Here is a 12,124-nt window from a genome sequence, read left to right on the forward strand (position 1 = left end):
GATCACCAGCGGTAGCGCAGGCTTGCGATCACCTTGCGGCCTTCGTCGTAGTAGCAATAGCCGGAGGTGCAGACCTGGCTGACTTCATCGAGCAGGTTCGTGGCATTCACCTGGAAGCGCATGCCCTTCATGCTCGAGTTAAGGTTCTCGAGATCGTAGTGGATCGCTGCATCGAGGTAGGTGCGGGCTTCGTTGTCGAGAATGGCCCTGCTGAGATTGTCGCCGAGGCTGGAGCCGACATAGCGCACGCCGCCTGCGATGCCGAAGCCCTTCGCCGCGCCGTCCTGGACCGTATAATCGAGCCAGAGCGACGCCATGTGATAGGGCACGCTCGTGAGCCGGTTGCCCTCCGTTTCCGGCGTCAGGCGCAAGATGCGCGCATCCGTGTAGGAATAGGACGCCTGAATGTTGAGTCCGTTCGTGAGCGACGCGATGCCCTCGATTTCGAAGCCCTGCGAACGCAGATCGAGCTGGACCTGCTCGTTGAGACCGTTCACGACTTCGAAGACACGCGCATTGTCCTGACGAAGATCGAAGATAGCGGCGCGCAGCGACGCATTGGTGCCCGGCAGGTCATATTTCACACCGAACTCGACCTGTTCACCGGTGGTCGGCTCGGCGACGGCGCCACTCACCACTGTGCCCGGGTTCGGGGTGAAGGACGTGCCGTAGCTCACGTAAGGCGCGAGGCCGAAATCGGTGACGTAGCCCAAAGCCGCGCGGCCGGTGAACTTGCCGTCGTCGCGCTTGAACTCCATTCCGGCCGTCTCGTAGTTGCTCGTGAGCCAGTCGTGGCGCCCGCCGAGGGTCAGACGCCAGTTCTGCCACTTGAGCTGGTCCTGGACATAGACACCCGTGAGCGTCTGCGTCTGACGCGGGTGGTAGAGAAGCTCGGGATCCTCTCCCACCGGAACGCCGCCATAACCCTCCTTCGACCGATAGCGGAGATGGCTGACATCCAATCCGGTCAGGATCGTGTGATCGACGTCACCTGTTCTGACACGACTTTCGAGATGCGTGTCGCTCACGATGCCCCAATTGTTCTCGCGCACGAGACCGGGCGTGCCCACATAGACGTATTCCTGGTTCGTGCCGAGCGCGGAGAAGCGCGTGCGCTGCCGAAGCGTGAACATGTCGTTGAAGCGGTGCTCGAATTCATAGCCGATCCGGCCCTGCTGCTGGCTAAAGTCGTTGTAGCGCCTGTCGCCCGCGAAGACTTTCGTCGCGCCGATCGACTTGTAGGCGATGTTGCCCTGGCGATCCACGTAAGGACCGTAATCGTTCACATAGGCCGCCGTGCCGCCCGTCGTGGAATCCATGTATTCGCCAAGAAGCGTGAAGGTCGTTGCATCATTCGGCTTCCACGTGAAGGCCGGCGCGATGAAGACGCGATCATCCTTGACCGCGTCGATATCCGTGCCGGCCTCACGCATGAGACCGGTGAGCCGATAGAATAACGTGTTGTCGGAAGCGACGGGACCGGACAGGTCGAAATTGCCCTGCAGGCGACCATAGGATCCGGTCTGGACCTCCACTTCGCGGAACGGGACGAAGGTGGGACGCTTCGAGATCAGATCGACAATGCCGCCGGTGCTGCTTGCGCCATAAATGGATGCGGCCGGCCCGCGTAAGATAGCGATCCCCTCGAGTCCATAGGGCTCGATGCGCCAGAGGCCGTTCGGGCTGTTGACCTGCCGCAATCCGTCGCGGAACACGCCCGTATAGGTGACGTCGATGCCACGGATCGAGAAGGCGTCATAACGCGGGTCGAATCCATAACTGCCGACACGCGCACCCGGCGTATAGGACACGGCATCGAGCAGCGCCTGAGGCTTGCGGTCCTCAATCTGCTTCTGCGTAACGGTCGAGATCGATTGCGGCGTTTCGAGAAGAGGGGTGTCCGTCTTCGTTGCGCTCCGCGTCGCGGTTGCGACATAGCCGTTCGCCGTCATCGCGCCGCTCTGGTCAGCCCCCTGCACCTGAACGGTAATCTCCTCCAGCTCGATTGCCGGCGTCCCAGCCGATTGCGCGAGCGCAGCGCTCGAGACCAGCGTGAGAGCTGATGATGCCAGCAGGGAAAGAGAAAATTTCATGACGCAACCCCCAAAGAGAAAATGAGGGTTTGCGCCTATCAGAGCAGATTATTTCGAGTCAAATACTATGTTTTACATTTATTCTAATAAAAAATTGCTGTTTAGAAAATTTATATACTACGTGAACACCAACCCGCAGAGATTTAAATTTCAACAATTCTAAAGAACCATCCAATGCAGTTTCAAATTCAGAACCGTCTACGCATTACTGTCCACGAATTAGGGAGGATGCCTCGGGCACTGAGATGCTTTGTACGCACGATCTGGGTGCCGGTGGCCAGCTGGCATGCACTTTCCCGCAAGGCATGGCTCCTCTTCGCGCAGAATGCGTGAAAAGCAACCCTGGTTCAGAGGAAAGAGGCGAGGGAAACTGGCGATCCCGGGAAGACTCGAACTTCCGACCTTCGGTTTAGGAATTGGTGATGTCGGGTTCACGGGGCCCAACGGAGTATTACTACCCATAACAGCTATGTATCTGAAAGTTCTATGGTTTTTCGGATTTGGTGTGGTACGTTAAGTACACAGCATAACAGACCATATCGCTTGGTTTGATTACCCTGAGTTTACCCGGAGACAGGGAATATATTGCGCGTGTACCCAGCTGGGGCCGACACAAAAACGGGCATAGGAGCCCAGCTGACGTTGGTGCGAGCTGATGCATCGGACATCGGTGAACCTGTAGAGCGCAAGGCGCTAAAACCCCTTACCGCTGCGGCTGTGGCACGGTACCAGCCGACAACTAAGCGGCGCGAGATTCCTGATGGCGGCTCACAGGGCCTCCGGCTGGTCGTTCAGCCGAGCGGTGCAAAATCTTGGGCAATGCGCTTCCGCCGCCCCAATGGAAAAACAGCAAAGATTACACTCGGTCCTATCGACCTATCCGGAACTGAAACTCCTGAGGAACCAGTCTTAGGTGCGCCGCCTACCTTGGCAGCAGCACGACGTCTCGCAGCTGAGCTTCAGCGCCAGCGTGCCATCGGCCGGGATGTAGGCTCCGACTGCGTTACATTGAAGCGACAGCGTCGTAGGGCGGCACAGGTGCGTTCCGAGAATACCTTTTCTATCGCGGCCCGGCAGTTCGTGGAGGAACACGCGAGCACGAAAACGCGCCGCTGGAAGGAGACGGCTCGGCTGCTCGGCTTAAGTCCTCTGGACCTTAAAACCATACCGGGCGGGCTGGTGGATCGCTGGCACGATAAACCCATCTCAGAGATCAGCACCGATGACGTCTACGCCCTGGTGGACGAAGCTCGGCGGCAAGGCATTCCAGGCATCGGCCGGCGCAACACGGGACTATCGGAAGCACGAGCCCGTGCCATGTTCTCCTGCTTATCGAAAATGTTCGGTTGGTTAGTCGCCCATCGGCGCACCAAAACAAATCCATGTGTCGGGATCCCTCGGCCGGCAGCCCCTCCTGCTCGGGAACGCGTGTCAAGTGATTCAGAGATCCGCTGGTTCTGGACAGCATGTGACACACTCAGCAGCCCCTTCGGCCCATTATTGAAGTTCCTTCTGATAGCAGGTGCACGGCTGAATGAAGTCGCAAGGATGACCCGTCATGAGCTATCCGAAGACGGATCTACTTGGACACAATCGGGAGCCCGGACCAAAAACAGGCGCTCGCATATCGTTGTTTTGCCACAACTCGCACGGGAGATCTTGGGGGAGGTCAAAGTCATCTCGAGCGAGGCAGCCCTTGTTTTCCCCACCAATGGGCGCTCGCCTGTGTCCGGCTTCGTTGAAGACATGACCATAGAGGGAATTCGCCCATCGCTGATCATTCTAGACAATCTTTCATCTTTAGCTGCAGGGCTCGACGAGAACGATAACTCTGCTTTGGATAGGTTTCTGCGTTTCCTGTGTCAGCTCAGACATGGCGGACTTACGGTTCTTCTGGTGCACCATGCCAATAAGACGGGTGACCAACGCGGCGCATCGCGTCGGGAAGATCTCTTGGATACTTCAATCAAGCTTGCGCTGCCCGACAAGAATCAAGTGGCTTCGCACGATGGCGGCCATTTCATGATGGAATTCACAAAAATACGAGGGCGTACCCCAAAGCCCAACAAGCTTGAGATTAAACTTGTGCCAAGGCCCGGAGGGCTTGTGGGACTGTCATGGGGCCAAGGGCCCGTGATTGCGACTCACGAAGAAATTTTGCGCGCGATTGCAACAGAGCGTCCAAGAACACAAGCTGAGCTTGGGGAGAAGCTCGGACGTATCAAAGGAACTCTCAGCAGACAGCTCAGCAAGCTTGAGAAACGGGGCTTAATCACGCGGGAGCCAATTGCTCTAACCCCAGAAGGCAAGAAGCGAGCCTTGGAGCTCTGGCCAGATTTATGGGGTATTCTGGCTAATCAAGAGAATGCTCCCTTTTAGGCTTCACTGCAAAGGGTAAAGGTTTCCAGTTTCCCCGCCTAACGGGGGAAACTGAAACCGCCCTAGAAACCTATGTTCTTTGGGTTTCCTTACATCTTAATCGCTTCGACGAGATCAAGGATGCCAAGGCCCATCACGCCTTCTCTTCGCGCCTCAAGCTTAGCCATTTAAGCTCACAATTTGCGCAATAAGTGGGTCGATGTCTGATTTCGGGTGTAAAGTGTATGACCCGAAACAAGGCCGCTCTAGGGGGTACGATCCGTCTCTCAAACCGATCCTATTCGATACTCCTTCGCTGTACCCCTCTGCCGAGATCCACCTTTTCTCCGGCGTCTTTTACCGAGCGCTGATCGCCAAAATTATTCGGGGAGCGGAGTCATGGGACGACTATCATTGTTGCTCGTCAATGCGCTGTCGATGAACGGCACTCAACCTTGTTGGTTTTTGTGGTGGCTTAGCCTCAGTTAGGCTGTGGATTCATTAAGTGGCGGTACGGTAGAAACCTATCGTTGCCGATAGTGGCCTGGGGCCGACCCGAACCGGCCATTAAGTTCGGCTGCTGCGGCCACCAAGTTCTCATCTTACGTCGCACCCAACCGCAGAATGTGGAGCAACGATTACCCAGTACGTTGCTCTCGTGTGGAATCTCTTTTTCTTACTGTGACTTGCGGCTAAAATAGATTCCCTACATGCCACCCGGGTAACGCAAGGGTTATCAAAAGCGCGTTTTCTGCCGGCCTCGTACAGCTCCGCCGCAGAACCCATCAGCATCGCAATTCATATAAACTGTCAAATCGTCGAGTGTAGAGACATCGAATGTCGGCTCTGATTGACAAAGCGGACTAAGAACTTCGGTCCGGGAAGTGCCAGTTCCGGACCTTCCCACCTCGCTGCACTCCGGGCAGAGCTCTCAAATCTCGTCCCCATCCACGCCCCCGAGTCTGAGCAGTCGATCCGGGCGCATTTCCGCGAGCGAGTTGATCCCGAGAAGCCCCATGTTCCGGCTGATCTCGGTCGAGAGAATGTTGATGGCATGGCTGACACCTGCCTCGCCTCCGATTGCAGCCGCATAAACGAACGGGCGACCGACGAAGACGAACGAGGCGCCAAGAGCGATTGCCTTCAGTACGTCGGAGCCTCGCCGGATACCGCCATCCATCATGACGGGAATCGAAGCGCCCACTGCATCGGCAACGGCCGGCAGGACGCGGAGGGGCGAGACCGCTCCATCGAGCTGCCGTCCGCCATGGTTCGAGACGACGACGCCGTCGACGCCGCTGTCCCGGGCGATGCAGGCATCCTGCTTGGCCATGATGCCCTTCACGACCAGGCGCCCCTTCCACCGTTCTCGGATCAGCTCCAGATGACGCCAGTTCAAATGGTCCTTGGCTCCGAAGTCCCGCATCACGCTCTTGGCCAGGATCGGCGCTCCACGGGTAGCATAGGAATTCTCGAAATGCGGCATGCCGTGTTTCAGCAGCGTTCGCAAAAACGTGTTAAGCGTCCAGTTCGGCCTTGTCAGACCGTCCAAAGCCAAGCGCAGACTGGGCCGAAGCGGCGTAGAGAAGCCGCTACGGACGTTATTTTCGCGATTGGCCAGGACTGCTGTGTCCACGGTCAGCACGAGTGTTCCGAACCCTGCCCGCTCGACCCGCTCGAGCAGTCCGAGGATCCGGTCAGGGTCACCCGGGAGATAGGCCTGGAACCAGGCAGCAGGGTTCGCCTCGGCGACCTCCTCCAGCCGAATGAGGGAAGACCCACTCATCACCATCGGGATGTTCGCCTGCGCGGCTGTCCGCGCCAGGACCAGATCGCCGCGGTAGGCCGACAGGGCACTGATCCCCATCGGAGCGATCCCGAACGGGGCCGCATACGAGTGACCGAGCAGTTCGACCTTCTGCGTTCGCTTGGACACGTCGACCAGCACACGTGGGATGAAGCCGAACTCCCCGAACGCCGACCGATTGTCACGAAGGGAGGCATTGGTCTCGGAGGCCCCCGACACGTACCCGAAGATCGGTCGCGGCAGATGGCGGCGCGCCGCAACCTCGAAATCGTCGAGTGCCAGGATCTTTCGCAGGCGACGCGGGAGAGCGGCGGGAGGTGTTCGCACGATGCCCTTTGCCGGCGTGGATTCCATGTCAGTCGTGGAGCGCTCCATGCCGCGCGGCGTGTCAGAAGTTGCCATGAAAGTCTTCTCTCCAATTATTGATGAATGAGGAACGGCACGACGCTCCGGTGACCAACCGTGGCACCTCGGGCACCAGACATTCCAATGTCGCGCTCATAGATCGAGGCTCCTCAGGATCACCTTGCGCCGAACATGGACGATCCCGCTGAAGGCAAAGGTCACGGCCGCTCCGACTGCCAAAGGCCCGCGCAGCCCCGTAAGATCGGACAGTGCCCCGATGGCTAAGGCACCAAGGGCTGGTGCCCCCCGGAAGATCATGCTGTGCAGCGCGAGGAGCCTGCCCCGCAGATGATCAGGCACGGCAAGCTGGATCACAATCTGATTGGCAATTCCGCTCACGACCATGCCGAAACCCAAGATGAACAGGGCGAGAAGCCCTAACAACTTCTGATGTGCGAGGGCGGCAACGAGCAATGCCGCACCCATCAAGAGTCCGTTGGACAGAGCCATCGTCGCCAAGGCCGTCGGATCGGCTTGCCGGCTGAGACAAATCGCACCGACCAGCGACCCGAGGCCGATCGTGGACGTCATAAGGGCGAATCCGTTTGCGTCGGACCCGAACAAGGCCGCATAGCTTGGCATGAGTTCGAGAATTGGCCGGACGCACAGCGAGACCACTGTCAGCATCAAGAGCATGGCACCGAGCCCGATATGCCCGATGGCGTAGCGCCACCCTTCGACAACGGAATTCAGCAGGCTGCGGCTGGTAGATGGGGCTTGGTCAAGGGTGACGAGGCGAATACGGGCGAGCGTCCACGAGAAGGCCGCGAACGTCCCGAAGTTGATTGCGAACGCCAGGGTGAGGCTGCCCTTCGCGATCACAAGACCCGCGATGGCGGGGCCAATGAAACGGGCGGTGTTGAACACGATGGAATTGACCGCAACGGCACTGACCAGGTTCTCGCGACCGACGAGATCGGGGAGCAGCGCCATGCGGAAGGGCTGGTTGAAGGCCGTGACGACTCCACTGATCAGAGCGAGCACCAGGATCAGCAATGGGGACAGCGAGCCAAAGGCGCTGAGGACGGTGAGCAGACCTGCATGCACCATGAGCAAGGCCTGGCTGATCCGCGTGACCCGGAGCCGATCGGATCGGTCAGCCAGAGCGCCGGCTAAGGGTGTGACAAGGACCATCGGAAACAGGTCGGCGAAGGCAATGGCCCCAAGCCATGCCCCGGAGCCCGTCAGTTCCCAAACGAGCCAGCCGAGTGCGACCCGCTGTACCCATGTACCGATGAGCGAGAAAACATTGCCGATGGTGAAGTTGAGATAGTTAGCCTCGGACAACGCCGCACGGACGCCATGCCATCCGTTTCGCATCGCTACAGCCGCCCCATTGCGGAGACCTCACAGGTACACGGTACGCGTGACGCCTTCACACGGACCGAGATGGATCATGGCCTCGATCTTCCGAGGACCGAACCAGGGGCCCGACAGGGCGGATCCAACCGCGGATGCCCTGCCGGGACCAAGTCTCAAACCGGACACTCTGCGCGTGAGTGTCTCAGGCTTCCTCTTCAACGAAGGCTTCCTCACGAGTCTTGCGGATGGCAGGCACCAGCAGCAGGACGAACAGCGCCGCGGAGGCAATCAGCAGGGCCAGGCTGATCGGCCGCTCGATGAAAACGCTCGGGCTTCCCTGCGAGATCAGCATCGCCCGCCGCAGGTTCGTCTCCAGCAAAGGCCCAAGGACGAAACCAAGCAGGAGTGGTCCCGGCTCGCACTTCGCTTTCCGGAACAGGTAGCCCAGGAAGCCAAAACCAACGGCAAGAGCGACATCGAACGCCCGATTGCTGACGCTGTAGACACCGACGCAGCAGAACAGAAGGATCGCCGGGTAGAGGAGACGGTATGGCACCGTCAGCAGCTTCACCCAAAGCCCGATCAACGGAAGGTTGATGACCAGGAGCATCAGGTTGCCGATCCACATGCTGGCAATCAGCCCCCAGAAGAGATCGGGCTGGTTGTGCATGACGGAGGGGCCCGGCGTAATGCCATGAATGGTCATTGCGCCCAGCAGCATGGCCATCACGGCATTCGAGGGAATCCCGAGCGTCAGCAACGGAATGAACGAGGATTGGGCTCCGGCATTGTTGGCCGCCTCCGGACCTGCCACACCTTGGATTGCGCCCCTGCCAAACTCTTTCGGGTTGCGGGAAACCTTCTTCTCCAGAGTGTAGGCGCTGAATGCGCTGAGCGTCGCCCCACCGCCGGGAAGGATGCCGAGGAACGTCCCCAAGCCCGTACCACGGAGGACTGCTGGCCATGCCTTCCGGAAGTCTTCGCGGGTTGGCCAGAGACGGGTGATCTTGGTTGCGATCAACCCCCGGGACTCCGGGCTTTCAAGATTGACGATAATCTCGGCGATGCCGAAGAGGCCGACGGCGATGACGACGAACTCGATGCCGTCAAAGAGCTCGACCGCGCCAAAGGTGAGACGCTCGGATCCACTGTTCACGTCGGTGCCGACCCACCCTAGAAGGAGGCCGATGCCGATCATGCCGATAGCCTTGATCACCGACCCGCTGGCGAGAATCGTCGCGCACAGCAAACCGAAGACCGTAAGGGAGAAATACTCGGCCGGGCCGAAGTCGAGTGCGAAGCTCGCCAAGGTCGGGCCTGCCACCGCCAGTCCGATGGTCGACACGGTCCCGGCGAAGAACGATCCCAAGGCCGCTATCGCCAGGGCTGCACCCGCGCGGCCCTGCTTGGCCATCTGGTAGCCGTCGAGCGCGGTCACAACCGATGACGCTTCGCCAGGCAGGTTGACCAGGATCGCGGTCGTCGATCCTCCATACTGTGCCCCGTAGAAAATGCCTGCGAGCATAATCAGCGCCGCCAGCGGCGGGAGAAAGAACGTGATCGGCAGGAGAATCGCCAGGGTTGCGGTCGGACCGATTCCTGGGAGCACGCCGATGAGCGTGCCCAAAAGGGCACCGATGAGACAGAACAGAAGATTGGTCGGGGTGGCAGCCGTGCTGAACCCGAGAATGAGTGAATCAAGAAATTCCATCAGAACGGCCCCAACTGCATCTGGACGCCCAGCCCAACGATGAAAACGAGAATGCCGAAGATCGTCAGCACCACGATGGAGGCGGCAATCTCACGTAGACGCGTTTCGGGGTCGGCCAAGCTGCCGACGCCAATGAGCCATGCAGTCGCGATGACGAAGCCCAAAGACTCGGCCGCGTAGGCGAAACCTGCCACAGCGACAAGAATGATCAGGAGCGGGCGCAAGCGAACAGCACCGAGGCCCTCGCTTGAACGCATGAGACCCATGATTGTCACCCCAAGGCCGATCAGCAGGATCAGCGCCGAGACGATCAGCGGAAGGTAACCCGGACCCATCATCGCGGCATTGCCCATCCTCAGGTCACGCCCGGCCCAAAGGCCGAGCGCTCCGATGACGATGAAAATCAAGCCTGCAAGAAGATCAGGTTGGTTACCATTCCGCCCGAGTTCCGAGCGGTTGACCATTACTGCACCCAGGGTGTCTTGTTCCAAATGTCCTGGAACGATTGCAGCCGCTTCGGCATCTGCTGTTCCCACTCCTCACCCGACAGATAGGCGAGCGGAAGAGCGAGCTTCTTGGCCTCTGCCTGGAACTCAGGACTGTCGACGACCTTCTTCACCGCCTCCGAGAACTTGGCGCGGATGTCAGCGGGAACGTCTCGGCGTGCGGCCAGACCGCGCTCCGAGCTCATGAAGACCTCGACACCCTGCTCTTTGGCCGTCGGAACATCCGGTGCCTCGGGGGACCGCTTGTCGCCGAAGGTCACCAGAGGACGAATGGTGGTCAGGTCGCCGCCGGCAAACTCGCTGACGTTCAGGCCACCTGTCGTGATGTGGCCGCCGAGGAGGGCCGTACGTGTCTCGCCAGCTCCAGGGAACGGGACGTGGGTCAGGGTCACACCGGCCGCCTGCTCGAGCAGGATCATGGCGAGGTGATCATCGGTTCCGACGCCGGAGGTGCCAACCGACACCGACCCTGGTTTTGCCTTGGCTTGGTCAATCAGATCCTTGAGCGATTTGATCGGGGAGTCGCTTTTCACGACGTAAGCCGTCGGATCGTCGACGATGCGCGCCACGGCCTGGATGCTCTTCGGGTCGTACCGCAGCTTGCGCTGCACCTGCATTGACAGGTAGCCGGGCGTGTTGATGAACGAGAAGGTGTAGCCATCCGGCTTAGCTTGGGAGAGATAGGTGTAGGCGATCTCACCGGAAGCGCCGGGCTTGTTGACGATCACGATCTTGGCGCCGAGTTCCTTCTCCAGGAACGGCTGCATGGCGCGGGCCATGACGTCGGTGCTTCCGCCTGGCGCGAACGCCACGACGATCTCGATGGGACGATCTTTCGGCCACTCGGCATAAGCGGCTGTCGCAGTGGCGCTTATGGCGAGAGCACCAATACAAAGTGTTTTCAGGGTCTTCAGCACAGTTTCCTCTCCTTGTGAGCACTGTTGATGGGTTTATCCGCCTCAGGCGCGTGCTCGTTGGCGCGGCCAGCGGGACGAATTCTGGTCCTCGGTCTTACCGCCGAGTTGTCGTGTGAGTTCATCTGAGATGGATCTCAGTGGCTCAAGATGGCGGGCGACGGCCTCTTGATCGATCCGGCCTGTCGGACCTGCCACGCCGAGGACCCCGACAACCTCTTGGCCGTGCCCGAAGATTGGACAGGCAATGCTAGCGACCTGCGGATCGCGTTCGCCGAACGTTGCATAGAAGTGGTCGCGGCGGATCTGATCGTAGGGCTCTCCGGGTTCGCCGCTGAAAGCGAGGAGCACGCGTCCGGGCGCGCCGCGGTCGAGCGGCAGCAGATCGCCGGTCCTTGCGCGATGGCCGATGGATTGCGGTGAATCCACGCGGAACAAGCAAAGGCGCTTGTCGCCCTCGCGAACATAGAACGCGGCACTTTCCCCGGTTTCCTGGGCCAGCCGACGCAGGGCCGGTTGGACGTAATCCTCGATCCGGAAACTGGCCTGGTACAGGGTACCCAATCGGGCAAGCTTCGGTCCGAGGCGGAAGGTCGCGTCATCATTGCGCACGAGATAGCCGGCGCGAGCGAGGGACTTCGTGAAACGTAGAACTGTCGGCTTCGATAGGCCGACGCGACGCGCGAGTTCCGCCAGACTGAGCGACCTGTCATTGGCCGTAAAGGCATCGAGCACGGCCAGGGCACGCTCAACGGCGATGACCCCACCTTCCTCCCGCGCTTCGACGTCCAAGGCCTGTCTTGGCATATTCGTTTCACTCTGCGTAACGGCATTTCTTACTATGAAATACTGCGGAAATGTGCTTCTGTCAAAGCGCGCCGTCAAGCAAGAAAATTTCGTGAGGCGGCATCCTTTAGTCGATCAACTTGCCAGGGCTTGGATCCCGCGTCGCAGGACGGGTTGGGAGACAGGCCTTGAAACGGGAGAGGAAAGTGCTGGGAAGTCAGCCAAAGGAAGAAGCGTCAGAC

The 12,124-nt window shown here is 59.5% G+C and carries 8 protein-coding genes and 1 pseudogene; 2 read left to right on the forward strand and 7 right to left on the reverse strand.

All coding sequences use genetic code 11. From position 1 onward, the window contains the following. Positions 1 to 2: 2 nt before the first annotated feature. A complete protein-coding gene (locus tag ACUXUR_RS03895; protein ID WP_445501036.1) occupies positions 3 to 2,093 on the reverse strand; it encodes a TonB-dependent siderophore receptor in 2,091 nt (696 codons plus the stop codon). 645 nt (positions 2,094 to 2,738) lie between these two features. Between ACUXUR_RS03895 and ACUXUR_RS03900 the strand changes: the two are divergent. Then, a pseudogene (locus tag ACUXUR_RS03900) lies at positions 2,739 to 3,071 on the forward strand (Arm DNA-binding domain-containing protein); the annotation flags it as partial. A gap of 60 nt (positions 3,072 to 3,131) precedes the next feature. Next, positions 3,132 to 4,472 (forward strand): AAA family ATPase, encoded by a 1,341-nt coding sequence (locus ACUXUR_RS03905; RefSeq protein ID WP_445501264.1) that lies wholly within the window; start codon positions 3,132 to 3,134, stop codon positions 4,470 to 4,472. A gap of 910 nt (positions 4,473 to 5,382) precedes the next feature. Here ACUXUR_RS03905 and ACUXUR_RS03910 read toward each other — a convergent pair. From ACUXUR_RS03910 to ACUXUR_RS03935, 6 genes are all read right to left on the reverse strand, one after another. Beyond that, positions 5,383 to 6,612, reverse strand: a complete 1,230-nt coding sequence (locus tag ACUXUR_RS03910) for an alpha-hydroxy acid oxidase (protein ID WP_445501265.1) — start codon at positions 6,610 to 6,612, stop codon at positions 5,383 to 5,385. Between the two features lie 144 nt (positions 6,613 to 6,756). After that, complete coding sequence (locus ACUXUR_RS03915; RefSeq protein WP_445501037.1) at positions 6,757 to 7,983, reverse strand: MFS transporter; 1,227 nt, start codon at positions 7,981 to 7,983, stop codon at positions 6,757 to 6,759. 184 nt (positions 7,984 to 8,167) lie between these two features. Beyond that, the gene (locus ACUXUR_RS03920; protein WP_445501038.1) at positions 8,168 to 9,676 is read right to left on the reverse strand and encodes a tripartite tricarboxylate transporter permease; all 1,509 of its coding nucleotides are present in this window, start codon (positions 9,674 to 9,676) and stop codon (positions 8,168 to 8,170) included. After that, on the reverse strand, positions 9,676 to 10,140 hold the full coding sequence (locus ACUXUR_RS03925) for a tripartite tricarboxylate transporter TctB family protein (RefSeq protein WP_445501039.1): 465 nt from the start codon (positions 10,138 to 10,140) through the stop codon (positions 9,676 to 9,678). The genes ACUXUR_RS03920 and ACUXUR_RS03925 overlap by 1 nt, the downstream gene beginning before the upstream one ends. Then, complete coding sequence (locus tag ACUXUR_RS03930; RefSeq protein ID WP_445501040.1) at positions 10,140 to 11,099, reverse strand: tripartite tricarboxylate transporter substrate binding protein; 960 nt, start codon at positions 11,097 to 11,099, stop codon at positions 10,140 to 10,142. Before ACUXUR_RS03930 ends, ACUXUR_RS03925 begins: the two co-directional genes overlap by 1 nt. A gap of 42 nt (positions 11,100 to 11,141) precedes the next feature. Beyond that, positions 11,142 to 11,903 carry an IclR family transcriptional regulator gene (locus ACUXUR_RS03935; protein WP_445501041.1) on the reverse strand — a complete coding sequence of 254 codons (762 nt, stop codon included), beginning with the start codon at positions 11,901 to 11,903 and terminating at the stop codon, positions 11,142 to 11,144. Positions 11,904 to 12,124: the final 221 nt, after the last annotated feature.

It is taken from the genome of Microvirga medicaginis (assembly GCF_052658925.1).